The 23,638-nt window shown below is 68.1% G+C and carries 23 protein-coding genes, 3 tRNA genes and 2 pseudogenes; 12 read left to right on the top strand and 16 right to left on the bottom strand.

The window, feature by feature from the left end:
• Window positions 1-38: 38 nt before the first annotated feature.
• The 3 genes from QSK15_RS00810 (at window position 39) to QSK15_RS00800 (ending at window position 1,620) form a co-directional block, all read left to right on the top strand.
• Complete coding sequence (locus QSK15_RS00810; protein ID WP_285792450.1) at window positions 39-839, top strand: MBL fold metallo-hydrolase; 801 nt, start codon at window positions 39-41, stop codon at window positions 837-839.
• Between the two features lie 155 nt (window positions 840-994).
• Window positions 995-1,249, top strand: a complete 255-nt coding sequence (locus QSK15_RS00805; protein ID WP_102659982.1) for a type II toxin-antitoxin system Phd/YefM family antitoxin — start codon at window positions 995-997, stop codon at window positions 1,247-1,249.
• On the top strand, window positions 1,246-1,620 hold the full coding sequence (locus QSK15_RS00800; RefSeq protein WP_285792449.1) for a type II toxin-antitoxin system VapC family toxin: 375 nt from the start codon (window positions 1,246-1,248) through the stop codon (window positions 1,618-1,620). The genes QSK15_RS00805 and QSK15_RS00800 overlap by 4 nt, the downstream gene beginning before the upstream one ends.
• 74 nt (window positions 1,621-1,694) lie before the next feature.
• Here the strand turns inward: QSK15_RS00800 and QSK15_RS00795 are convergent.
• Window positions 1,695-1,769: transfer RNA gene (locus QSK15_RS00795), tRNA-OTHER, on the bottom strand.
• Between the two features lie 994 nt (window positions 1,770-2,763).
• Between QSK15_RS00795 and QSK15_RS00790 the strand changes: the two genes are divergently transcribed.
• On the top strand, window positions 2,764-3,150 hold the full coding sequence (locus tag QSK15_RS00790; RefSeq protein WP_285792448.1) for a hypothetical protein: 387 nt from the start codon (window positions 2,764-2,766) through the stop codon (window positions 3,148-3,150).
• A 34-nt stretch (window positions 3,151-3,184) separates the two neighbouring features.
• Here the strand turns inward: QSK15_RS00790 and QSK15_RS00785 are convergent, their stop codons facing one another.
• Together QSK15_RS00785 and QSK15_RS00780 are read right to left on the bottom strand one after the other, a co-directional pair.
• Complete coding sequence (locus QSK15_RS00785; protein WP_285792447.1) at window positions 3,185-3,721, bottom strand: hypothetical protein; 537 nt, start codon at window positions 3,719-3,721, stop codon at window positions 3,185-3,187.
• Between the two features lie 224 nt (window positions 3,722-3,945).
• A complete protein-coding gene (locus tag QSK15_RS00780; RefSeq protein WP_285792446.1) occupies window positions 3,946-4,662 on the bottom strand; it encodes a hypothetical protein in 717 nt (238 codons plus the stop codon).
• A gap of 830 nt (window positions 4,663-5,492) precedes the next feature.
• On the opposite strand from QSK15_RS00780, the gene QSK15_RS00775 reads away from it, so the two are divergent.
• Window positions 5,493-5,834 carry a tyrosine-type recombinase/integrase gene (locus tag QSK15_RS00775; RefSeq protein ID WP_285794286.1) on the top strand — a complete coding sequence of 114 codons (342 nt, stop codon included), beginning with the start codon at window positions 5,493-5,495 and terminating at the stop codon, window positions 5,832-5,834.
• A 91-nt stretch (window positions 5,835-5,925) separates the two neighbouring features.
• On the opposite strand, the gene QSK15_RS00770 is transcribed toward QSK15_RS00775, so the two are convergent.
• From QSK15_RS00770 to gyrB, 6 genes are all read right to left on the bottom strand, one after another.
• Window positions 5,926-6,001: transfer RNA gene (locus QSK15_RS00770), tRNA-Ala, on the bottom strand.
• Between the two features lie 41 nt (window positions 6,002-6,042).
• Window positions 6,043-6,171, bottom strand: a complete 129-nt coding sequence (locus tag QSK15_RS00765; RefSeq protein ID WP_209444550.1) for a DLW-39 family protein — start codon at window positions 6,169-6,171, stop codon at window positions 6,043-6,045.
• A 42-nt stretch (window positions 6,172-6,213) separates the two neighbouring features.
• Window positions 6,214-6,287, bottom strand: a tRNA-Ile gene (locus QSK15_RS00760).
• Between the two features lie 152 nt (window positions 6,288-6,439).
• Window positions 6,440-7,363 carry a DUF3566 domain-containing protein gene (locus tag QSK15_RS00755; protein WP_285792445.1) on the bottom strand — a complete coding sequence of 308 codons (924 nt, stop codon included), beginning with the start codon at window positions 7,361-7,363 and terminating at the stop codon, window positions 6,440-6,442.
• A 4-nt stretch (window positions 7,364-7,367) separates the two neighbouring features.
• Window positions 7,368-9,890, bottom strand: coding sequence for a DNA gyrase subunit A (gyrA, locus tag QSK15_RS00750; protein WP_285792444.1), 2,523 nt, complete (start codon window positions 9,888-9,890; stop codon window positions 7,368-7,370).
• Between the two features lie 130 nt (window positions 9,891-10,020).
• On the bottom strand, window positions 10,021-11,967 hold the full coding sequence (gyrB, locus tag QSK15_RS00745) for a DNA topoisomerase (ATP-hydrolyzing) subunit B (protein ID WP_285792443.1): 1,947 nt from the start codon (window positions 11,965-11,967) through the stop codon (window positions 10,021-10,023).
• Window positions 11,968-12,488: 521 nt separating this feature from the next.
• Between gyrB and QSK15_RS00740 the strand changes: the two genes are divergently transcribed.
• Window positions 12,489-13,043 (top strand): hypothetical protein, encoded by a 555-nt coding sequence (locus QSK15_RS00740; RefSeq protein WP_030331882.1) that lies wholly within the window; start codon window positions 12,489-12,491, stop codon window positions 13,041-13,043.
• Here the strand turns inward: QSK15_RS00740 and QSK15_RS00735 are convergent.
• On the bottom strand, window positions 13,028-13,516 hold the full coding sequence (locus QSK15_RS00735) for a MarR family winged helix-turn-helix transcriptional regulator (protein WP_285792442.1): 489 nt from the start codon (window positions 13,514-13,516) through the stop codon (window positions 13,028-13,030). The genes QSK15_RS00740 and QSK15_RS00735 overlap by 16 nt on opposite strands.
• Before the next feature lie 127 nt (window positions 13,517-13,643).
• Between QSK15_RS00735 and QSK15_RS00730 the strand changes: the two genes are divergently transcribed.
• Window positions 13,644-13,871 carry a hypothetical protein gene (locus QSK15_RS00730; RefSeq protein WP_285792441.1) on the top strand — a complete coding sequence of 76 codons (228 nt, stop codon included), beginning with the start codon at window positions 13,644-13,646 and terminating at the stop codon, window positions 13,869-13,871.
• A 10-nt stretch (window positions 13,872-13,881) separates the two neighbouring features.
• On the opposite strand, the gene QSK15_RS00725 is transcribed toward QSK15_RS00730, so the two are convergent.
• The 6 genes and pseudogenes from QSK15_RS00725 to QSK15_RS32575 form a co-directional block, all read right to left on the bottom strand.
• Window positions 13,882-14,493 (bottom strand): DciA family protein, encoded by a 612-nt coding sequence (locus QSK15_RS00725; RefSeq protein ID WP_502889447.1) that lies wholly within the window; start codon window positions 14,491-14,493, stop codon window positions 13,882-13,884.
• Window positions 14,483-15,616, bottom strand: coding sequence for a DNA replication/repair protein RecF (gene recF, locus QSK15_RS00720; protein ID WP_285792440.1), 1,134 nt, complete (start codon window positions 15,614-15,616; stop codon window positions 14,483-14,485). The genes QSK15_RS00725 and recF overlap by 11 nt, the downstream gene beginning before the upstream one ends.
• 16 nt (window positions 15,617-15,632) lie before the next feature.
• Complete coding sequence (gene gnd / locus QSK15_RS00715) at window positions 15,633-16,505, bottom strand: phosphogluconate dehydrogenase (NAD(+)-dependent, decarboxylating) (RefSeq protein WP_030331875.1); 873 nt, start codon at window positions 16,503-16,505, stop codon at window positions 15,633-15,635.
• Between the two features lie 40 nt (window positions 16,506-16,545).
• Entirely contained in the window at window positions 16,546-17,679 is a 1,134-nt protein-coding gene (dnaN, locus tag QSK15_RS00710) for a DNA polymerase III subunit beta (protein WP_196920367.1), read from the bottom strand.
• A gap of 776 nt (window positions 17,680-18,455) precedes the next feature.
• A pseudogene (gene dnaA / locus QSK15_RS00705) lies at window positions 18,456-19,778 on the bottom strand (chromosomal replication initiator protein DnaA); the annotation flags it as partial.
• A gap of 170 nt (window positions 19,779-19,948) precedes the next feature.
• Window positions 19,949-20,285 (bottom strand): annotated as a pseudogene (locus QSK15_RS32575) (chromosomal replication initiator protein DnaA); the annotation flags it as partial.
• Between the two features lie 629 nt (window positions 20,286-20,914).
• Here QSK15_RS32575 and rpmH point away from each other — a divergent pair.
• From rpmH to QSK15_RS00680, 5 genes are all read left to right on the top strand, one after another.
• Window positions 20,915-21,052, top strand: coding sequence for a 50S ribosomal protein L34 (rpmH, locus tag QSK15_RS00700; RefSeq protein WP_007453904.1), 138 nt, complete (start codon window positions 20,915-20,917; stop codon window positions 21,050-21,052).
• Window positions 21,053-21,086: 34 nt separating this feature from the next.
• A complete protein-coding gene (gene rnpA / locus QSK15_RS00695; RefSeq protein ID WP_285792437.1) occupies window positions 21,087-21,503 on the top strand; it encodes a ribonuclease P protein component in 417 nt (138 codons plus the stop codon).
• Window positions 21,500-21,796, top strand: coding sequence for a membrane protein insertion efficiency factor YidD (yidD, locus tag QSK15_RS00690; protein WP_285792436.1), 297 nt, complete (start codon window positions 21,500-21,502; stop codon window positions 21,794-21,796). The genes rnpA and yidD overlap by 4 nt, the downstream gene beginning before the upstream one ends.
• On the top strand, window positions 21,793-22,782 hold the full coding sequence (gene yidC / locus QSK15_RS00685) for a membrane protein insertase YidC (RefSeq protein WP_285792435.1): 990 nt from the start codon (window positions 21,793-21,795) through the stop codon (window positions 22,780-22,782). The genes yidD and yidC overlap by 4 nt, the downstream gene beginning before the upstream one ends.
• Window positions 22,783-22,994: 212 nt before the next feature.
• The gene (locus QSK15_RS00680) at window positions 22,995-23,618 is read left to right on the top strand and encodes a Jag family protein (protein ID WP_285792434.1); all 624 of its coding nucleotides are present in this window, start codon (window positions 22,995-22,997) and stop codon (window positions 23,616-23,618) included.
• Window positions 23,619-23,638: the final 20 nt, after the last annotated feature.

Below are 23,638 nucleotides of genomic sequence, written 5' to 3'. Positions count from 1 at the left end.
GGCGCACCGGGGTACCGGAGCCGGAGGAGGTGGACACCGTGGCAGAGCAACCGCAGGTGACGTTCATCGGTACCGCCACGACGGTGCTGCGGATCGGCGGGTTCACCCTGTTGACCGACCCGAACTTCCTGCACCGGGGCCAGCGGGCGTACCTGGGCAAGGGGTTGTGGTCGCGCCGACGCACGGACCCGGCACTGCCAATCGCCCAGCTCCCCGAGTTGGACGCGGTGGTCCTCTCCCATCTGCACGGCGACCACTTCGACCGGGTGGCCCGTCGGGAACTGGACCGGGAGCTGCCGATCGTCACCACCCCCGCTGCGGAACGCAAGCTACGCCGCTGGGGCTTCCAGGCCGCGCAGGGCCTGCCGACCTGGTCGTCCCGGGAGCTGCGCCGCGACGGTACGACACTGCGCCTGACCTCGATGCCCGGCAAGCACGGCCCGGGGGCAGTGGACCTGCTGATGCCCGACGTGATGGGCACGATGATCGACGTGGAGCGTTCCGGGCGGCGCGAGTTCCGGCTCTACGTCACCGGCGACACCCTCAACCGGCCGCTGCTCACCGCGATCCCCGAACGCTACCCGGACATCGACGCCATGCTGATCCACCTGGGCGGCACGAAGATCGCCGGGATCCTGCTCACCATGGACGCCCGCCAGGGTGCGGACCTGGTGGAGCTGATCCGACCGAGGCTGACAGTGCCGATCCACTACGACGACTACCCGGTCTTCCGCTCCCCGCTGGCGCACTTCGTCGACGAGGCCCGCCGTCGTGGCTGGGCACGGCAGATGCGCACCATCGCGCGCGGCGAAACCGTCTCACTCACCCAGCCCGCCTGACCGCACCGCCGGTCCCGGCCATGCGAATCGCCCACGAGTCACGTCCACGCAGACCGTTCCGGATCGGCGCAGGCAGCGGGACCTCACCCCTGATCGCCTTCTCGGCGTCGCGAGCCGGCTAAACTAATCCCTTAGCTAAGCGAGGAGGTTGCGCCATGTCGGCTGAGGCCGTGCACTACAACATGCATGATGCCAAGACCCATCTGTCGCGCATCATCGAACGGGTGGAACGCGGCGAGGAGATCATCATCGACCGGGCGGGCACCCCGGTGGCGAAGGTCGTACCGCTGGTCCGACGGGCCAACCGCACCGCGGTCGGCTCCCTTGCCGGCCAACTGGACCTCTCCGGTGACTGGGACTCACCACAGACCAATGCCGAGATCGCCGACGACTTCGGCATCGGCGCATGAACCTGCTGCTGGACACTCACGTCGCGCTCTGGGCCATCACCGGCGACCCGACCCTCGGCACCGAGTTGCTCGACCAACTGCGCCACGAGCCGGACATCTTCCTCTCTCCGGTCAGCCTGTGGGAGATCACCATCAAGCAGGCCACCGGGAAACTCGCCGGACCCCCTGACCTTGCAGAGCGGGTGAGAGACATGGGTTTCCGGGAACTCCCCGTGACCCACGCCCACGCCATCGCCGCAGGCCGCCTGCCATCGCATCACCGCGATCCCTTCGACCGCATGCTGGTGGCACAGGCAATCACCGAAGGGCTGACCCTCGCGTCCCGCGACGCGTCGATAGCGCTGTACGACGTGGACGTCCTGAAGGTGTGATCGGGCAGATCGGTCCACGCCTGATGGCCGCGATAGGTCCGGTACTCAAACCCGAGGTCAACCAAAGAAAATGCTGGTGGAGCCCAGGGGACTCGAACCCCTAACCCGCTAGGTGGTGGCAATCCACAGAAAGTGGACCCAGCGGCCCCCTGACCTCGATCGCGTTCCTCGGTGCCTCTCGACGTTTCGCATGCGTTGTCGCTGTCGGCTGTGCCGGATCTGTGCCCGATGATCTCCGGATACCACTCAGCGCACCGACGGTGGTCCGGACCCCGACGCCTGCCTTGCAAAGGCGGATGAAGGACGCTGAATGCTGTTGATGAGTAGCGAAAGCTGCCACCCAGCATCCAGCGTCTGTCGTTTGCTGCCAGCGATTCACACGGGCTGTCTACGCTTTTGCTGACTTCTCGCTGACGCCTTAGGCGCTCAACCAGCCATTGCCTGCCCACAGTGTGGACGAGGAAGACACGCCGCAGTTGCACGTTTTGTTCCACACACCCGGAATACTTTCATCCACAGGGTGGGGAGTACGTTTCCGCTTCTCAGAGCATGACTTCGTTGGCGCTACGACATTTATACCCACAGGCTGTGCACAGCTAGCACACCTGTTCGGCGGCGCTGTCCACAGGTTGTCCAGAGGCTCGTCCACCGGCGTTGTTGAACTGCCTGGTCATCGAGTGCTTCGATCAACGCCGGAGGAACTACACGGCTGTGCTTGTACACAGCGTCGGCCACAGGCTCTGTCACTACAGCGGTGTAGAACCTCTAGAGACACGGAGCGGCACCCGCCTAGGAACGGGTGCCGCAGTGAACTCCGTGTTGATCCGCGTGCAACGGACTACATGAGGAGATCGAGTGCCCAGGTTAGCAACCCGTCGTGTACGGGCCAACCAAAGCGACGACCAGCACAGGCACCGGATCGGCTATCTCACAGCCGTAGCGGCCCTGGTCACAGCGCTGTCGACGCTTCTCGCCGCCGCTACGACCCTCGCCGCACTGTTCGTCGCTTGACCGCTCCTCGCGCAGGTGAGATGCGCGTGCCCGCCCTGCTTCTCACCGATGCCGAAGCTGCCGAGAATTGACCCGACGAGTAGGGGCCGGCTGGCGGCTGGCCGTACTGATCGACCACGGACGGAGATCACGATGAACGAGACCGGCCCCATCCTTTCCGCCGACTGGCACGCACATCGCGCCGAAGAACTTGCCGACCTTGCCGACTCCGCCTCGATGGCGGGGTGGCTCAAGCGCGGCCGACGCCGGGAACTGCTGGCAGCCGCCGAGGTCCACGCCATCCTCGGCGCGTCTGCGGTGCCGTCCGGCGACCACGTGGAGCGGCTGGCGATCGCCGAAGCCGAAGCATCCGCAGCGAAGGCCCAGGCCGCCCACTTGGCGGAGCAACTCGGCGGTGTAGAGCGGGCGTTGCGCGACTACGGTAAGGATCTTCTCGCCGACGGCCGCACGTCGGCGGAGGCAGTGGAGGCGCTGATGGGCAGGGTATTCAATGACGAGCCGTTGGAGGAGCGACGGTGACCGGCTACGTCGCGTCGTTTGAACCGGGGATAGCTTAGGTATCCTCGTCGATGGCCGCACTGAGGGCCGACTGCATGTCCTTGATTGCCTCGTCCAGCCTGACCACAGCGGGATTGTCCTGATCAAGCCACCTGTGGTGTTCGTTCTGGTTCACGTCCCCTTCGGACCACTCCCAACGGACGAGTTCCATCGCCCGGACCAGCGCGATCCAGCTTTTGCGCACCTGAGGGGTGGCGTACAGCTTCACGCGCGCCGTGAGTCGATCCGGATGTTGAAGGTCGGGCACCTGGACGCGGCGCTCGCCGTACTCGTCAGTCACGGCCTCCAGGCTGGACTGCTCGCTCTGGGTGTACTCGGCCAGATCCACGTAGAGGGCAGTCCGGCGTTCGCGCTGCCGCGCAAGACGCTCGCGTTCGTAGCGGACCTGGTCTAGCTCGCGCTCGCGTTCCCAGCGGCGATCCTCGCGCTTCCTCGTGGCCCGTTGGGTAACTGCGGTGCCTGCCAGAGCACCCACGATGCCGAGGACTCCGGCGGCAAGAGGAACCCAAAGTGCTACTGCGGTCGTGCCCACGCGGCGATACTCCCGTAGTCCAGGGCAACTGTCACGCTCAGGTGATCGGTCATCAGCTTGGGAATTGGGTTGAGTCGGGAACTACGACCGTGCCGCCCACTGGTCAAGCAAGTGCCCGGGACGCCGCCAACGTCTGCGGCGGACCTTTGCTGTCCTGTGTTGACCACTGCATCGGGCACGGATCGGGCACGGATCGGCGTAGCTGGGGCTATCGTGATCGTTCGCTACTCCGAGCGCGAGAGGCTCTGGCTAAGCGTCCAGCCACCAAGTACGAAGAGAATGAGAGCCACGGCCAGAGCTATCCAATTCTCAATGGAGGAATATTCGGCCAGGAACAAACGGACGAACATGTACATCGCCGCAGCAACAGGAACGAGAAAGAATGACACCATGTAAACCAGAGAGCTAACGGTCCTCAAGTTGGGCCCATCCAAGCCTGGATAGAGGAAGGTCTCGTCGTGAACCGATCCGGCGAGCGGGCCCTCCATCCTGGTTAGAAGTTGGTGCAGGTGGTTCCGAGAGAATGCCGGCATTCTTTCCTCGATCGCACTACGAATAACAATCCTATACAGGAATGCTGAATCCAGTTGTGCTACAGATGAGGCGAACAAGTACGCCACGACGACGGGCATGAAGACGCGAAAAAAGGAGACGTTGCCGATCTTTACGCCAACAATCTCTGCTTCCGTGATGAACCTCCGGCTTAGAAGCTCAAAAACGATTGTCAACAAAAACACGTATGAGATCTTGCGTCTGATCGAAGAGAAAAGCGCATTCGTGGCGTCTGTAAGCCTTCCCAGATAGAAGATGAAGAACTCGCTCTCAACTTCCCCGGAAGCAACCCATGCTCGGACGCGCTCCTGTACCGGACGAAACTGATCCTTGCTAGACAAGTAGCGGCCCCTTCTTCTACCTCTCAATGGCGCATGCCGGAACTCCATCGTTGCAGAGGTAGTCAACGATGCCTTGACGTCTCACGGCGGCCGGCGAGGACCGACGAGGTCGTGGTGGGGATGCGGCGCGAGCATCAAGGGCAGGCCCACGCCTGCCGGCAACGCCAGCCCGAGGGGTCGCAGAGGCTCCGGGGTCAAGGGCGGCCCGCAGGGCCGTCGCGCAGCGATGCGCAGCACCCTTGAGGTCGGAGGGGCGGCACCGCATCCTCCGCGCCGCATCCCCACCACGGCCGACGGTGACTCGCCCTACGGTGCGACGGCCGCCGCGCCCGGCCGACTGCCGGCCCCACGAACTTCAACAACACTCGCCGCTACCGTCTGCGGCGGCCCGGGTTCCCGCTATCCGCGCCAGCCAATGGGCACTGGGCGTGCTGCGCAGCTTTGGGCTTGCCCGCTGCGCAGCGCGACGCCCAATCGGCGGCGCGTGCGGCCCGTCAAGGGCCGCCTTGAAGACGTACAGAACCTTTGAACCACTTCGCCGGCAGTCCGGCCGCTGTCCTTACTCTGGTGGTTGCGTGGTTGCGTGGTTGCGTCACGCGAGTGCTCGCGCCAGGGACTCCGGTCAGCTTGGATAAGACGCCGCACCATCCGACGGGCCTCGTCCTCCGTGTCGAACTCCCAGCGGAGCACCCTGCCCGTCTCGGAGTCGCCAGCCCTAGCGATGACGTGCCACCGCACCTCCCGAGCAAGCCACACGTCACGTCGGGTCAGTCGTCCCCACACGCCGTTCCACCAACGCGTGACCAGCTCCTTCGTCACGTGAGGATCGCACACATGTTCGATAGGCGGAAGTGAGCGGCTGCCCGGTCGAGGTCGAGATGGTCGACATAACCTCCGGCGACCCGGTTCGCCGCTCGGTGCCACTGTTGTTCACAACCACGCGAGGGAATCCGTTCACGGACCGGACCTGGTCGAATGAGTGGGTCAAGTGGCGGGATAAGGCGGGATGGCCGAAGAAGCACGGAGGGTTTCATGCGCTGCGGCACTTCTTCGCCACGACACTGATCACCAATCACGCCGAACCACAGGACGTGCAACGGCTCCTGCGTCACCAGACTCTACGGATCACCTTGGGGACCTACGTCCCCTGGTGGCCTCGCCGAGAGCGACGGCGCGGTGTCATCGGTGATATCCTGCGGGCTGCGGCGCACCACCGGTAGATGCCAACCGAGGGAAGATTATTCCTGGTGTGTGCCGAATCTGTGCCCGATAATCTCGAACTTAGCTCCGGTGCAGCTCACAGGCTGTGCGTGGTGGAGCCCAGGGGACTCGAACCCCTAACCCCTGCCTTGCAAAGGCAGTGCTCTGCCAGTTGAGCTAGGGCCCCGTGGTGGCCATCACGACGATCACCCGTCGTCGGGCCGGACGTCAGCGCAGGTCGGGCGCGGTGGTCGCCTCGTGCCACAGGGCACGCTCATCGTTCGACGCCTTGATCTTGTTGAACACGACGGCGGCCACACCGACGACGCCAGCCAGAATCAGCAGCTTCTTGAACATGGGGCGACCCCTCGCGCTCGACTACCGTCGGACGACATGCGGTGGGGCTAGATGGAATCGAACCATCGACCTCAGAGTTATCAGCTCTGCGCTCTAACCGACTGAGCTATAGCCCCGCGTTGCGACGAGCAAGATTAACCCATCCGCTCTGCCGGCCCCAAATCGGGGTCCGAGCCTGCGGGCCGGGCCCGTCGTCGCCTGCAAAAACCTACCTGAGTACGGGACGCCGGAGCGACCGCATTCCGCGATGCTCCGGCGTCCCGGTGGTTCAGTCCCGCTCGGCGAGGGTCAGCTCGATCCCGCCGACCAGGTCGGCGCAGACGTTGTAGACGAACGCACCGAGCGTGGCCAGCGCGGTGAACAGCACCACGTTGACCAGGCCGATCAGCGCCGAGCTGAGAATCACGCCCTTGGCGGTGATCTGGAAGCCGCTGGTGCTCTGCCCACCGCCGGCGTTGACCAGGTCGCTCAGGCTCTCGTTGACGCTCTGGAACACACCCATCGCGTCCAGCGCCAGGTAGAGCACCGAGGTGGCGACCACCACGACGATGAAGAGCACCACCGACACCGCGAATGCGAACTTCATCACGGACCACGGGTCGATCCGCTTCAGGTTCAGCCGGGCCCGGCGCGGCCCGCGGGAGGCGGCCGAGCTGACCGAGGCACGAGCGGTGCGCACCGCGTCACCGACGCGGGCGGCACCCACGGCGGACGGGTTGCCGATCCCCGGCGGCAGGCCACCGCCGCTGGCCGGGCGGCCGGCAGTGGCCGTGGCAGTGCCACGCGCCGCCTCCGGCTGCGGCTGGGTCATCCCGGGGGTGATCCGCGGCTGGGTGCCGGTGGACCCGGCCGACGCCGCCTGACCGGCCCGGACACCGATCGGCTGGGTGGTCGTCGGACGGGCCGAGGGTGTCGCCGCCGGGCCCGAAGGTTTGGCGGCAGCCGACGTCGGCGCCTCGGCGCTGGGCGTCGCCTCGGTCTTGTCACCCGCCCCGTCGTCCTCGCCCGGCTGCTCCGGCGGGGGCGTCATACCTGGAGCCCTGGTGAACTTCGGGGCAGGCGCATCGGCGGGGACCGTCGCCCGGCCTACGGCCGCGCGGCCGGTCGCTGGTGTGCCGCCCTTGGCGGCCTCCTCGTCGACCGGGTTGGCCGAGGTCCCCGTGTTCCCCGACTTCGCCTGTGTCTCCGTCATTCAACTAGTCCTGTTCGTCAGGCTCGTCGGCATTGCGAGCAATCGCCACGATAGTCACGCCGTCCGGGAGGTCCATCAGCTTGACCCCCATTGTGTTCCGGTCACGCGTACGGCGTACAGGCTTCACCGGAGTCCGAATGACACCACCATTGCTGGTGATCGCGAACAGCTCGTCGTCCGGATCGATCACCACCGCGCCGACCAGACCACCGCGCCGCTCGGTGATCTTCGCAGTCAACACGCCCTTACCTCCCCGGCCCTGCACCGGGTATTCCTCGATCGGGGTGCGCTTGGCATATCCCCCGTTCGTGGCCACCAGAACGTCCAAACCTTCCCGCACGACCTCCATGGCCAGCAGGACGTCATCGTCCGTGAAGCGCATGCCGATCACGCCCGAGGTGGCCCGGCCCATCGGCCGCAACGCCTCGTCGGAGGCGTTGAACCGGATCGCCTGTGCCTTCTTCGAGACCAGCAGCAGGTCGTTCTCCGGGGCAACCAGCGCAGCACCGACCAGCTCGTCCTCATCGCGCAGGTTGATCGCGATGATGCCGCCGGAACGGTTGGAGTCGAACTCCTCGAGCCGCGTCTTCTTCACCAGGCCGTTCTTCGTGGCCAGTACCAGATAGGGGGCTACCTGGTAGTTCGGGATCTCAATGATCTGCGCGATCTGCTCGTCGGGCAGGAACGCGAGCAGATTGGCCACGTGTTGGCCCTTGGCTACCCTACTGGCCTCCGGCAACTCGTACGCCTTGGCCCGGTAGACCCGGCCCTTGTTCGTGAAGAACAAGATCCAGTCGTGGGTCGAGCAGACGAAGAAGTGGCTGACGATGTCGTCCTGCCGCAGCGTGGCGCCGCTGACGCCCTTACCGCCGCGTCGCTGCGAGCGGTACAGATCGACCTTGGTCCGCTTGGCGTACCCGGTGCGGGTGATCGTGACGACCACGTCCTCGCGGGCGATGAGGTCCTCCATCGAGACCTCGCCGTCGAACGGGATGATCTGCGTACGGCGGTCGTCGCCCCACTTGGCGACGATCTCGCCCAGCTCCTCCGAGACGATCTTTCGCTGCCGCTCCGGCTTGGCGAGGATGTCCTTGAGGTCGGCGATCTCCAGTTCGAGCTTGGCCAGGTCGTCGATGATCCGCTGCCGCTCCAACGCGGCGAGCCGGCGCAGCTGCATGTCCAGGATCGCTGTCGCCTGGATCTCGTCGATCTCCAGCAGCCGGATCAGGCCCTGCCGCGCGTCGTCCACCGTCGGTGAGCGCCGGATCAGGGCGATGACCTCGTCCAGCGCGTCCAGCGCCTTGCCGAGACCGCGCAGGATGTGCGCCCGCTCCTCGGCCTTGCGCAGCCGGAACGCGGTCCGTCGGCGGATCACGTCGATCTGGTGCTCGACGTAGTAGCGGATGAACTGCGCCAGGTTGAGCGTGCGCGGCACCCCGTCGACCAGGGCCAGCATGTTGGCGCCGAAGGTCTCCTGGAGCTGGGTGTGCTTGTAGAGGTTGTTCAGCACGACCTTCGCGACGGCGTCGCGCTTGAGCACCAGCACGATCCGCATACCGGTACGACCGGAGGACTCGTCGCGGATGTCGGCGATACCGGCGAGCTTGCCCTCCTTGATCAGCTCGGCGATCCGCTCGGCGAGGTTGTCCGGGTTGACCTGGTAGGGCAGCTCGCTGACGACCAGGCAGGGGCGACCCCGCTTGTCCTCCTCGACCTCCACCACGGCGCGCATCCGGATCGAGCCGCGACCGGTGCGGTACGCGTCCTGGATCGCTGTGGTGCCGACGATCAGGCCGTAGGTCGGGAAGTCCGGGCCCTTGACGATGCCGAGCAGGGCTTCGAGGGTGGTCTCCTCGTCCTCCTCCGGGTGCTCCAGGCACCACTGCACCGCCGCGCCGATCTCCCGCAGGTTGTGCGGCGGGATCTTGGTGGCCATGCCGACCGCGATGCCCTCGGAGCCGTTCACCAGGAGGTTGGGGATCCGCGACGGCAGGATGGTGGGCTCCTTGGCCCGGCCGTCGTAGTTGTCCTGCAGGTCGACGGTGTCCTCGTCGATGTCCCGCAGCATCTCCATCGCGAGCGGGTCGAGCTTGCATTCGGTGTAGCGCATCGCGGCGGCCGGATCGTTACCCGGCGAGCCGAAGTTGCCGTTGCCGTCGACCAGTGGGTAGCGCAGCGACCAGGGCTGTGCCATCCGGACCAGCGCGTCATAGATCGCGGAGTCGCCGTGCGGGTGGAACTGGCCCATCACGTCACCGACGACGCGGGAGCACTTCACGTAGCCGCGGTCCGGCCGGTAGCCGGAGTCGAACATCGCGTAGAGGATCTTGCGGTGGACCGGCTTGAGGCCGTCCCGGACGTCCGGCAGCGCGCGACCGACGATGACGCTCATCGCGTAGTCGAGGTAGGAGCGCTGCATCTCCACCTCGAGCCCGACCGGTTCGATCCGGTCGTGCGCGACCACCGCGGCGATGGCCTCGGCGGGGACCTCGGGCTCGTTCGGTGTGGACTCGGGAGAATCGGTCACTGTATACCCTTATCAGACTCAGAGTCGTTTTCGTGCTGTGGATAACCGCTGTGGATACCGGCCAAGCTGTGGATAACTCTGTGGACCGCCGGATCGGCCGGGCACTGCCCGGCCGATCCACCGCAGTCCGTCAGATATCCAGGAACCGCACGTCCTTGGCGTTGCGCTGAATGAACGACCGGCGCGCCTCGACGTCCTCACCCATCAGCACACTGAACAACTCGTCGGCGGTCGCCGCGTCGTCGAGAGTGACCTGACGCAGGGTACGCGTCGCCGGGTTCATGGTGGTTTCCCACAGCTCGGGATAGTTCATCTCGCCGAGGCCCTTGAAGCGCTGGATGTCGTCCGGCTTGGCGTTCGGCTTCTTCTGCTGGCGCAGCAGGATCAGGCCGTCCCGCTCGCGGTCGGAGTAGGCGTACTGGGCGTCGTCGCCCTTCTTGTTCCACTTGATCTTGTAGAGCGGCGGGGCGGCCAGATAGACGTGCCCCAGCTCGACCAGCGGACGCATGAAGCGGAACAGCAGGGTGAGCAGCAGCGTCTGGATGTGCTGGCCGTCGACGTCCGCGTCGGCCATCAGCACCACCTTGTGGTACCGCAGCTTCTCCATGTCGAAGTCGTCGTGGATGCCCGTGCCCAGCGCGGTGATCAGCGCCTGGACCTCGTTGTTCTTCAGCACCCGGTCGATCCGGGCCTTCTCCACGTTGAGGATCTTGCCGCGGATCGGCAGGATCGCCTGGGTCCGTGGGTCGCGGCCCTGCTTGGCCGAGCCACCGGCCGAGTCACCCTCGACGATGAACACCTCGGACTCGCGGGGGTCGGTCGACTGGCAGTCGGCCAGCTTGCCCGGCATCGAGCCGGACTCCAGCAGCGACTTGCGCCGGGCCAGCTTGCGTGCCTGCTGGGCGGCGATCCGGGCCCGGGCCGCCTGGGAGGCCTTCGTGATGATCATCTTGGCCTCGGCCGGGTTGCGGTCGAACCAGTCGACCAGCCACTCGTTGCACACCCGCTGCACGAAGCTCTTCACCGGGGTGTTGCCCAGCTTGGTCTTGGTCTGGCCCTCGAACTGCGGGTTGGCCAGCTTGACCGAGATGATCGCCGCGAGCCCCTCGCGGATGTCCTCGCCGGAGAGCTTCTCGTCGCCCTTGAGCAGCTTCTTGTCGGTGCCGTACCGGTTGACCACGCTGGTCAGCGCAGACCGGAAGCCCTCCTCGTGGGTGCCGCCCTCGTGGGTGTTGATGGTGTTGGCGAAGGTGTAGACCGACTCGCCGTACGACTCGTTCCACTGCATGGCGATCTCGACCGACATCCCCTCCTCTTCGGCCCCGAACTCGACCACCGTCTTGTGGATCGGGTTCTTCGAGGCGTTGAGGTGCCGGACGAAGTCGGAGATGCCGCCCTCGTAGTAGAAGGTGACCTCGCGCTGCCGGCCGTCCTCCTCCTCGGCCACCCGCTCGTCGAGCAGGTGGATGCGGAGGGCACGGTTGAGGAAGGCCATCTCCTGCAGCCGCCGGTAGATGGTCTGGAAATCGAAGTCGACGGTCTCGAAGACGTCGGGGTCGGGCCAGAAGGAGACCGCCGAGCCGGTGCGGTCGGTGGCCTCGCCCTTGTCCAGCGGGCTGGGCTTGGAGTTGGTGTACTGCTGCCGCCAGACGAAACCGGACTTGTGGATCTCCACGGCCATCCGGGTGGAGAGGGCGTTCACCACTGACACACCGACGCCGTGCAGACCCCCGGAGACCGCGTACGCCTTGCCGTCGAACTTGCCGCCGGCGTGCAGCACGGTCAGCGCGACCTCGACACCCGGCTTCTTGAGCTTCGGGTGCAGGTCGACCGGGAAACCACGGCCGTTGTCGGTGACCCGGACGCCGCCGTCGGCGAGCAGCACCACGTCGATGGTGTCGCAGTATCCGGCCAGCGCCTCGTCGACAGCGTTGTCGACAACCTCCCAGACGAGGTGGTGCAGACCGCGCTCGCCGGTGGACCCGATGTACATACCGGGCCGCTTACGAACGGCCTCCAGCCCCTCGAGAACGGTGATCGACTCTGCGCCGTACTCCTGCTTGTCCTGCGCTGCCACCCTCGGCCACTTTCTCGCGTCAGCCGCGCCGGTAGGGGCGCGTCGGGCGCGGGTTCGGCGGACAGGACGCGACGTCGGCGCGCGGACCGGCGCCGGAGACCTCCGGACAGCGGGTCGAACGCGCCGGTCGCCGCGGTTGCCCGCGGATCGCGATCGGCTCGACCCGACGTGGAGAATGAACCTGGGCCACCGGCCCCGTCCCGCTCCCGCACCGGGTCTTCGTCTCACTGTCAATCCTACTGTGCGCGGAGGACAGATCCACCACTCGGCACCCTCAGCGAGGCGGCTGAGAAGTCCATAGCCGGCAGAACCCCGTCGCCTACGACTCCCCCCACACGCCAGGCCCCCTTCGCACGCGCCGCCCCGGAACGGGTTGACCCGCGGTCGGGCGGGTCGGGGGTCGCGGCCGAACCGTCAGTGCCGTACGTTTGCGGCGCCCCGGAACCAGCCTTGATCTTTACGGGTTGGAACCGGGACGATCGACCCGATCGACCCGACACGTGCTCTTTAAGAGGTGACAGATGGGGCTGGACAACGTCGCGGTGCACTGGCCGCGGACCGGCCGCTTCTACGATCCGGTGGCGCCGGCCGAGTTCGTCGACTTCGGCGAGATCGTCGACCTACCGCGCATCTCCGCGCCGACCGCGGCGCTGGCCGAGCTCATCGCGAAGACCGGCACCATCCGGGCGACCGCGTACACCGAGTTGGTGGATCTCCTGCTCGGCCTCGAAGGTGTGTTGTACGCCACAGACGCCGCCGCCGAGGATGAGGACCCGGTGATCGACCCGGACGGCTGCTCCTGGATCGCGAGCGGCATCGAACGGTTCGTGGCCGCGCACCGCCCCACCGGCGAGGCGGTCACCTTCGAGTCGGTGAGCACCGTGCTGCGTGCTCTACTCGGTGACGGCCGGTTGGCCGAACAGCAGCTGCGCTGGCTGGAGAGTCGGCTCGACGCGCTGCGCGACGAGCGCGGCGACCCGCCGCAGTGGAACTTCACCTGCGCCGAGCTGGGCGTGCTGGCCGCGTTCTACCGGCGTTGCGCCGAGCGCGGGTTCGCCGTCTACGCCGACGCCTGAGCCGCCGCGTCCGGCTCCGCGGCGGCCGGCCGGTTGGCGGCCGTGATCAGCCGGGTGAGCACGGCGTGCAGGTGTTGCAGGTCCTCGACGGGCAGCCCGAGTCGCGCAACGATCGCGGCGGGGATCAGCTCCGCCTGACTCCGCAGCGCGGCACCGCTGGCGGTGAGGGTGACCGCGAGGCTGCGCTCGTCGCTCGGGTCGCGCTCCCGGCGCAGGTAGCCGGCCGCTTCCAGCCGTTTGAGCAGGGGTGACAGCGTGCCCGGATCGAGCTGGAGCAGGCGGCTGAGGTCGCGGCCGGACAACGGCGCGTGCTGCCAGAGGGCCAACATCACCAGGTACTGCGGGTGGGTCAACCCCATCGGTTCCAGCAGCGGCCGGTAGACGGCCACCACGCTGCGCGCGGCAACCGAGAGGGCGAAACAGACCTGCTGCTCCAGGGCCAGCGGGTCGACGCCGTCCGGTCGTTCGCTCATCGGTTGCCCTCCCTGCGCACGATGACTATCGTACCGATCATTGGTGCACCAACCATTCGTACCCCAACGGTCTGTTCTGGGTCGGGCCTGACCCGGCGAGACGACGTGACGCGGAAAGAGGCGGCAGATGAGCGAGGACGGCGCGGCCACCAGGGCCCCGGGCGAGGGCGGCCGGCTGATGCGGTGGGCCTTCCGGCACCTCGCCGGCCCCGCCGAAGGGGTGCAGGGCGCGGTGCAGGGCGGTTCGGCCGAGGCCCGCGAGGCGTGGAAACGCGACCTGGCCGAGCGCAAGCGCCACACCCGGGAGCAGCGGGAACGCAAGCGAGCAGCCCGCGAGGCGGACCGGCGCGGCTGAACCCGCCGGCTCAGCCGTACGTGTCGCGTGGGCCCCGGCCGCGCACCCGGCGTGGGCCCTTCCCCCAGGAGGGCGCGGCCGGCCCGTGGATGTGCAGCTTGCGCACCACGTTGTGACCGACCTCGCTGGCGATCTGCTTGAGCAGCGAGCCGGCCAACAGCCGCAGCTGGGTGGCCCAGGCGGTCGAGCGGGCCTCCACGGTCAGCTCGCCGTTCTCCAACTTCACCGGGCGGCTGTTCTGCGCTACCTCGGCGCCGACGACCCGCTCCCAGGCGCCGAACACGGTGGCCTCGGCCGCCGGCTGCTGCCAGCCGCGCGCCTTCACCAGCCGGTTCAGCACTGCGCCGAGCGGCTGCGGATCGCGCGGGTCGGGGCCTGGACCGGAGTAGCCACGCAACCGCCGCCCCGAGCCGCCGGCAGCGTCGCCACCGCCGGGCGCACGCCGGGAGCGGGCCGCCGCCGGCCGCCGGGACAGCGCCGCGTCGAGCACCGCCCGGGCCAGCTCCGGCCCGCTGGCGGCCGCCGCCGGCTCACCGCCCGCCGATTCCGCAGCCACCTTCGGAGTACGCGCAGCCGCGGCGTCGCCTGCCGCCGGCCGCTCGGTGCCTGGCTCATCCGACACGGCGCACCGTCCCTTCGCCGACCTGGTAACGGGTGCCGCGCAGGGCGGCCGGCACGTCATCGTCCACCGCGCAGGTCACCAGCAGCTGACTCGCCCCGCCGACCAGCTCCGCCAACCGCTCCCGGCGTCCGGTGTCCAACTCCGCGAAGACGTCGTCGAGCACCAGCACCGGCTCGATGCCGTCGGAGCGCAACAGGTCGTATCCGGCCAGCCGCAGCGCGAGCGCGAACGACCACGACTCGCCGTGGCTGGCGTACCCCTTGGCGGGCAGCGGGCCGAGACTCAACGCCAACTCGTCACGGTGCGGGCCGACCAGGGTGGTGCCCCGCTCGATCTCGGCGGAACGGGACGTGGCCAGGGCCGCCGTCAGCGCCTCGGCCAACGCGGCCCGATCGGTGGTCGGCTCGGCCAGCTCGATCGACGGCCGGTAGGTGATGCTCGCCGCCCCCCGACCGGCGGCCACCGCGTCGTACGCCTTGGCCACGTGCGGGCTGAGCGCGGCCACCAGCTCCAGCCGGCCGGCGAGCAGCTCCGCGCCGTGCTGGGCCAGGTGGGCGTCCCAGACCGCCAGGGTGCCGAGGTCACCGCCCCGGGAACCACCGGTCTTGCGGGCCAGGTACGCGGTACGCAGCAGGGCGTTGCGCTGCTTGACGACCCGCTCGTAGTCGGCCCGCACACCCGCGTACCGGGGCTGGCGGTTGACCAGCAGGTCGTCCAGGTAGCGACGACGCTCGGCCGGGTCGCCCCGGACCAGCTCAAGGTCTTCGGGGGCGAAGAGCACCAGCCGCAGCGCCCCCAGCACGTCCCGGGCCCGCCGCGCCGGTGACCGGCCCAGCCGGGCCCGATTGGCCTTGCCGGGCACGATCTCCAGCTCGACCAGGAGCTCGCGGCCGTCGTGCACCACAGCGCAGCGGATCACCGCGGACGATGCGCCCATCCGGACCAGCGGCGCGTCGGTGGCGACCCGGTGTGAGTCCAGGGTCGCCACGTAGCCCAGCGCCTCGACGAGATTGGTCTTACCGACGCCGTTGGCGCCGATCAGGACGTTCGCCCCCGGCTGGAGGTCGACGGCCACCCGCTCGTACGAGCGGAAGTCGACCAGTTCCAGCCGGTGAACGTACACAGGTTGTGGACGCCGCTCAGCGCTTGTGCACGGCGTGGCCACCGAACTGCTGACGCAGCGCGGAGACGGCCTTCATGGCGGGCGAGTCGTCCTGCCGTGAGGCGAACCTGGCGAACAGCGAAGCGGTGATGACGTTCAGCGGCACCGCCAGCCGGACCGCCTCGTCGACCGTCCACCGACCCTCGCCGGTGTCCTCCGTGTAGCCGCTCAGGTCGGCCAGCTCCGGGTCCTCGTCGAGCGCCCGGTCCAGCAGGTCGAGCAGCCAGGAACGGACGACGGTGCCCTCCCGCCAGGACTTGATGACACCCGGCACGTTGGTCACCAGCTCCGAGGCGGCCATCAGCTCGTAGCCCTCGGCGTAGGCGTGCATCAGGCCGTACTCGATGCCGTTGTGCACCATCTTCGAGTAGTGCCCGGCACCGACCGGGCCGGCGTGCACGAAACCGAACTCGCCCTCAGGCTTGAGCGCGTTGAAGATCGGCATCAGCCGGTCCACGTGCTCCTGGGAACCGCCGACCATGAGCCCGTAGCCGTTCTGCCGGCCCCAGACGCCGCCGGAGACGCCGACGTCCAGGTAGCCGATGCCCCGCTGATTGAGCCGCTCGGCGCGGGGGGCGTCGTCGCTGAAGCGCGAGTTGCCGCCGTCGATGATGATGTCGCCCTCGCCGAGCACCTCGGCGAGCTCGTCGATGGTGGCGTCGGTGACACCCGCGGGCACCATGACCCAGACCGCGCGCGGGGACTCAAGCTTCTCCGCCAGGCCGGCAAGGGTCGTAACGTCGCTGATCTGCGCGTTGTGGTCGAAGCCGACCACCTCGTGCCCGGCCGAACGCAACCGCTCCCGCATGTTGCCGCCCATACGGCCGAGTCCTACTAGGCCGAGCTGCATGTGTTTCTACCTCCGTGGATCTGGGTGTTGCTGGGCGCGATCAGCGCGAGACGCGGATCGGCATGATGAGGTACCGGTACCCCGGAATGACCTCGCCATCCTCGCCAGCGGGTGAGATCACCGCGGGCTTGAAGGCGTCGACGAACGAGAGCACGGCCGTCTGAGCGCCCAGGTTTGCCAGACCGTCGATGAGGTACTGCGGGTTGAAGCCGATGGTCAGCGGGTCACCGGTGAAGGTGGCCTCCATCGCCTCGCTCGCCCGCGCCTCCTCGGAACCGCCGGCCTCGACCACCAGGCCGTCGGCGCTGAAGCTGAGTAGCACCGGCGTGGTGCGTTCGGCGACCAGCGCGACCCGCTTGACCACCTCGATGAGCGTGCTGACCGGAACTCGGGCCGCGGCGTTGTGCGTGGCCGGGAAGAGCGACCGCACCGGCGGGTAGTTGGCGCCGTCGAGCAGCCGGCTGGTGGTGCGACGGGTGCCGCCCGCGAGACCGACCATGCCCTCACCAGCGGCGCCCTGGGCGAGGGCGAGGGTGACCTCGCCGCCCAGCGGGCCGAGGGCCTTGGCGGTGTCGTTCAGGGTGCGGGCCGGCACCAGGGCGTTGATGCTCACCTCGGGGTCGTCCGGTCGCCACTGGATCTCGCGCAGCGCCAACCGGTACCGGTCGGTGGCGAGCATCGACAACGTGTCGCCGGACAGCTCGACGCGGACACCGGTCATCATCGGCAGCGTTTCGTCACGGCCGGCCGCGATGGCCACCTGGGAAACCGCCGTGGCGAACGCGGCGGCGTCGACAGTGCCGGCACTCTGCGGCATCTCGGGCAGCGCGGGGTAGTCCTCCACCGGCATGGTGGGCAGGGTGAACCGGGCGCTGCCGCAGACCAACTCGAGGTGCGCGCCGACCGCGGCGATGTCGACCGGCTTGGCCGGCAACGCCTTGGTGATCTCGGCGAGCAGGCGGCCGGAGACGAGCGCGGCGCCGTCGGCGTCGCCCTGCACCTCGACGGTCACCTGGCTGGAGACCTCGTAGTCGAACCCGGAGACCCGCAGGTTGCCGTCGGTGACGCGGAGCATCACCCCGGCGAGCACCGGTACGGACGGCCGGTTGGGCAGGCTCTTCGCGGTCCACGCCACAGCCTCGGCGAGCGCGTCGCGCTCCACTCGGAACTTCATCAATGCCTCCGCGTCGACGTCAGCGACAACTCTCTCATGCCGACCGCTGCCTACCGTCCCGCCCGACCGTGCGGGTACCCATCGCACCTTAGGGCGCAGGGACATCGGCTGTGCGCCCGACCCCATGGATCGTGTCGATGCTGACCGGCTGATCCGACAGCGTTCGGCCCGATCCACAGAAAGCCCAACGGTGATGATTGGTTTTTGTTCTCTTAGAAGAGATAACTCATCGTCTTCATCGCACCTGTGCAAACTGTGGAAAACCGAGGTCTGCGCAGCTCAGACAGGTTATCCACCGGTGATTTGGCTGTGGAGAACCGGGGGGACAACCGGCTTCTGTGTCCACAGCCCGGCGACGACGGCCGGTTGTCCACCGTCGTCCACCGGTTGTCCACCGGTAATCCACCGACTTTCTCCCCAAGCCTGTGGATCGCGGGGAAGATCACCATTGCCGTGATCCCCAGAACCTTCAACAGCTCGTACACAGGTTGATGGTGATCGGTGGATAACCCGACCGTCGTCCCCAGGCGTCCACAGCCTCATGCACAGGGTTTCTCCACAGCCTGTGGGTAACTGGCGGAGGACGGACCGTAGTTATCCACCGACGGTGGATAACAAGCTGTGGACAACGAGTGGGGATCGAGGCGGTCACGGCCTCGATCCTGTGGTCTACACCATGTCGAGAGTCCAGCTGACTGACCAAAAAAGGACGCCCGACCGGAGATCCGGCCGGGCGTGTCCCGGGCTGCGCACCGCCGCGACGGCGGTCGTACCCGTCAGCTGTTCTGCTTGATCCGGTTGGTCAGCTCGGCGATCTGGTTGTAGAGCGAGCGGCGCTCGGCCATCTGCTGACGAATCTTGCGGTCGGCGTGCATCACGGTGGTGTGGTCCCGGCCACCGAACGCCTGCCCGATCCGGGGCAGCGACAGCTCGGTCAACTCCCGACACAGGTACATGGCCACCTGGCGGGCGTTGACCAGGACCCGGGACCTGGACTGGCCTCGCAGGTCCTCCAGGCTCACCCCGAAATAGTCAGCGGTCGAGGCCATGATCTGGTCGGCGTTGATCTCCGGGCCGGCGCCGTCGGGCATGAAGTCCCGCAGCACCTCCTCGGCCAGCGACAGCTCGACTGTCGACCGGGTCAGGCTGGCGAACGCGGTCACCCGGATCAGCGCGCCCTCCAACTCCCGGATCGAGTTCGACACCCGGGAGGCGATGAACTCCAACACGTCCGGCGGGGCGTACATCCGCTCCTGCGCCGCCTTCTTCTGCAGGATCGCGATCCGGGTCTCCAGATCCGGCGGCTGGATGTCGGCCAGCAGCCCCCACTCGAACCGGGTTCGCATCCGGTCCTCCAGGGTGGCGAGCTGGCGCGGCGACCGGTCCGAGGTGATCACGATCTGCTTGTTGGCGTTGTGCAGCGTGTTGAAGGTGTGGAAGAACTCCTCCTGGGTGCGCTCGCGGTTCTCCAGGAACTGGATGTCGTCGATCAACAGGATGTCGACGTCGCGGTAACGCCGCTGGAACGCGCTGGTCTTGTCGTCCCGGAGCGAGTTGATGAAGTCGTTGGTGAATTCCTCGGTCGAGACGTACCGGACCGAGCGGGCGTTGCCGAGCGTGGTGGCGTAGTGCCCGATGGCGTGCAGCAGATGGGTCTTGCCCAGCCCCGAGTGCCCGTAGATGAACAGCGGGTTGTACGCCTTGGCCGGCGACTCCGCCACCGCCACGCTCGCCGCGTGGGCGAACCGGTTGGACGAACCGATGACGAAGGTCTCAAACATGTACTTCGGGTTGAGCCGGTTGCCACCGGTGTCGGCACCGGGCAACCGGCGGTCGTCCCGCCCCCCGTTGCGGTGGTCCACAGCACTGCGACCCGGGCCACTGTCCGTTCCGCTGTCCCGGGGGAGCGAGCGGATCACGTGCTGGTCGCGTGGCGACGCCGAGTCTTCCCGGTAGCGCGGCTCGTAGGGCCGGGTGTCCGGGCCGGGTGGGTCCAGGCGGGCCGCCTGCTCGTCGTAGCCGCGCCGGTCCGGGCCCGGTCGGTTCGGCCGGATGGGCTCGGCGAAGGCGGCGCTGAACAACGCCTCCTGCCCGTCCCTGCTGGCCGGGATCAGCCCGGAGCGGTGCCCGTCGACGGTCGGCGCGAGCGGCGGACCCGCCGGCGCGGGCGGCGCCACCGGATCGGGCGTACGGGGCGCGGGTGACTGCTCGGGGATCATCGCGTCGGCGGACGGCCGAGCGTCCTGGTCGTCGTCGAACGACGCGCCCCCCGGGCCGTCGAGGTCGAGCTGCCCGGCCTCCGGAGCGCTGCGGTAGACGGTGCCAGCCGGTCGGCCGGTGGCGTCCTCGGCCACCCGAACGGTGACCGCGACCTGGATCGGTCGGCCGAGCCGGCGGGTGAGCGCCTCGGTGATCGCCGGGCGCAGCCGTGACTCGATCACGTCGCGGGTGAACGCGTCCGGCACGGAGAGCAGCGCGGTGTCCTCGACGATCGCTCGCAGCCGGGTCAGCCGTAGATAGGCACGCTGCTGGGCGGAGATGATCTCGTCGGCGAGTTCGTCGGTCGCCGCTAACCACACTGCGGCAAGGTCGGTCGTACCGGCCACCGTCGTGCCACCCCCTCGCCTCTGCTCCCGGCCGCCGCTGTCTGTGTGCCAGCCGGCCGTCCCGGGCCCGCCGCGTTCGCGGGTGGAACAACACCCACCCGGACGATCGACCGGTGGTCATCCACAAGTTATCCACAGCCTGTGTACCGACCGATTGTGGCCACCGCCGGACGCGGGTGGCACCTGCCCCTGCCTGAACGGGCGCTGAAGCGGGTTCACCGTGCCGAACGATTCACTGCCTTGTCCGGTCTTGCCTGTGCGACGACCGGAGCTTCCGACGCTCACCGCAATCGGGCACGGTAACAGCGTTGTCCCTGCGCCATCAACCGGCGACGCGGCGGCACCCTTGTCGGCATCAGCGAAAACCGTCCTCCCACCTCGGGCGCGTCCCGTTGTCCGCTGCTCGGGGTGTTTGACGGCCATTGCCCCCCTGCGTAGGCTGGAACGGCTGCTTTCTCGCCCTCTGCTAGGGTGATGGGTGCTTGCTGTCCGCGGTCGCATCCTCGCACCGCCGAGGTCCCGCCCCGCCGGACAGCACCGATCGTGGGCCACCGTCGCGGTGGCCTGGACCACCACACGACCCCGGCGATCCCGTCGCGCGGGGCGCGTACGAAAACGGAGAGCCTGACGTGAGCAAGCGCACCTACCAGCCGAACAACCGCCGGCGCGCGAAGACCCACGGCTTCCGGCTGCGCATGCGCACCCGTGCCGGCCGTGCCATCCTGTCGAGCCGTCGCGCCAAGGGTCGCACCACCCTGTCGGCCTGAGCCGACCGGGCCGGTCCAGGGGACGTGGGCAGTCGTGCTGGCCGCCGCACAGCGACTGCGGCGCAGCACTGACTTCGCCGCAGCGGTTCGCGGTGGCCGACGCGCCGGACGTGGCGCCGTCGTGGTCCACCTGGCCGTGCCGGTGACCGTCGACCCCAGCACACCGACCTCGCCGGAGCCGGTACGGGATAACAGTGCGGAGCAGTCGTCCGCACCCTCCCGTGCCGGCTTTGTCGTGTCCAAGGCGGTCGGCAACGCGGTGACCCGCAACCGGGTCCGCCGCCGACTGCGGGCGCTGGTCCGGGAACGGCTGACCGCCCTGCCCGCCGGCAGCACCCTGGTCGTCCGGGCGCTGCCCGCCGCGGCGCAGGCGTCGTACTCCCGGCTCGCCACCGATCTGGACGCCGCCATCGCGGTCGCCAGGTCGCCCCGGGAGCGGCGGTCCCGATGACTGACACCGAGCAGACCAGTCCTCGCCCGCCGACAACCGGTGCCAAGGTGCTGATCGCGCCCATCATCGCGTACCGTCGGTGGATAAGTCCGGCACTGCCGGCTCGCTGTCGGTTCTACCCGTCGTGCAGTGCGTACGCCCAGGAAGCGGTCGCTCGACACGGCGCGCTCCGGGGAGCCGTGCTGGCGGTCCGGCGGTTGTTGCGCTGCCACCCCTTTCACCCTGGTGGATATGACCCGGTGCCGGAGCCGGGCGGCCGCCGCCGTGCTGATGTGACTGGAGCCCCGAATTGAGTCTCGACTGGATCTACTACGCGATTTCGTGGATCCTGCTGACCTGGCACTCGGCCTGGGACGCCATCGGGGTGCCGGTCGGCGCGGTGCTCGGCACCAACTTCGCCTGGATCCTGGCCATCGTCTTCCTGGTGGTCACCGTCCGGGTGATCCTGTTCCCGGTCTTCGTCAAGCAGATCAAGTCGCAGCGGGCGATGCAGGCGCTCCAGCCCAAGGTCAAGGAGCTTCAGGAGAAGCACAAGGGTGACCGGGAGACGCTCCAGAAAGAAATGATGGAGCTGTACAAGAAGGAGAAGGCCAACCCGCTGATGGGTTGCCTTCCGATGTTCCTTCAGATCCCGGTCTTCCTGGGTCTCTTCCACGTGCTGCGCCGGCTCGATCCCGACAAGCAGAACAAGACCCTCTACGGCTGGACCGTCGACCAGTTCCAGAGCGCCTCGCAGGCGAAGCTCTTCACCGCTCCCATCGCCGGCAAGTTCGGTTCCACCGCCGACGAGCTGGCCAGCCTCGGCGCCAACGGCAGCACTGTGAAGATCATTGCTGGTGTCCTGGTTCTGGTCATGATCGCGACTACCTACCTGACCAGCCGGCAGATGATCCTCAAGACCGGTTGGGCGGAGGACCCGCAGCAGCGGATGATCCAGCGGCTGATGCTCTACGGCATCCCGGCGTCGCTGCTGATCTCCGGCGCGATCTTCCCGATCGGCGTCATCATCTACTGGGTCACCAACAACCTCTTCACCCTCGGCCAGCAGCAGTGGGTGCTGCGGAAGTTCCCGCCGCCGGTGACCGCCAAGAAGACCGCCGCCCCCGCCACCTCCCGCAACCCGGTGCAGCCCGCCAAGTCCGGTGGCCTGTTCGGTCGTGGCAAGGCGGCCCCGCCGGTGCCGGTCAAGGCGGCAGCACCCAAGGTGGCCGGGCCGAAGCCCGGCGCGAAGCCGGTGAACAACCCGAAGAAGAGCCGCCCCGCCAAGCGGCAGGGCTGATGTGTGAGGGCCGCCGCCGGTGATCCGGCGGCGGCCCGTTCCGCAGCGTGCAGCCGCCGTACGGCCGGCGCCGGGTGGAACCGACCGCGCACCGCGCGGCCACGGGCGACACTGCCCGTACAGACGTGCCTGTGGGCACCGGCAACCTCCAGCCGGCCCCGGGAAACCAGTCGGACCCGACGGTCCGGCCGAGCGAGTACGGAGATGAGACCGTGACCGAGACCAGCATCCCCCGCGCCGAGCAGTCAGTGGACGAGGAGGAGACCGCCACGCTCGCGGTGGACGGCGACGACACCGAAGCCGACGACACCGAGGCGGACGACGACACCGACACCGCCGCTGGCGGTGGCACCCGGGCGAAGAAGGCCGCGGGCGAGGGCGACCTGTTCCGGCAGAGCGAGATCGCCGCTGACTACGTCGAGGGCCTGCTCGACATCCTCGACTACGACGGCGACATCGACGAGCTGGTCGCCGCCGGCCGGCCGATGGTCGAAGTGGTCGGCGAGCGGTTGCAGAATCTGGTCGGTCAGCGCGGGGCCACCCTGGAGGCGCTCCAGGAGCTGACCCGCCTCGCCGTCTTCCGGCAGACCGGCACGCCGAGCCGTCTGCTGCTCGACGTCGGCGGCTACCGGGCGAACCGCCGCAAGGAACTCGCCGCGGTCGCCAAGAACGCCGTCGAGAAGGTCAAGGAGTACGGCGAGCCGGTGCGGCTGGAGGCGATGTCCGCGTTCGAGCGCAAGTGCGTGCACGACGTCGTCAACGCCATGTCGGGCGTGGCGAGCGAGTCCGAGGGTGTGGAGCCGAACCGGCGCATCGTCGTACGGCCGGCGGACTGACCGGGTGACCCACGACGACC

It is taken from the genome of Micromonospora sp. NBRC 107095 (assembly GCF_030269705.1).
In the GTDB taxonomy this organism is placed as follows: Bacteria; Actinomycetota; Actinomycetes; order Mycobacteriales; family Micromonosporaceae; genus Micromonospora; species Micromonospora parva.
Note: the sequence above shows the minus strand (reverse complement) of the source record. Positions and strands in the feature narration are given on the sequence as shown.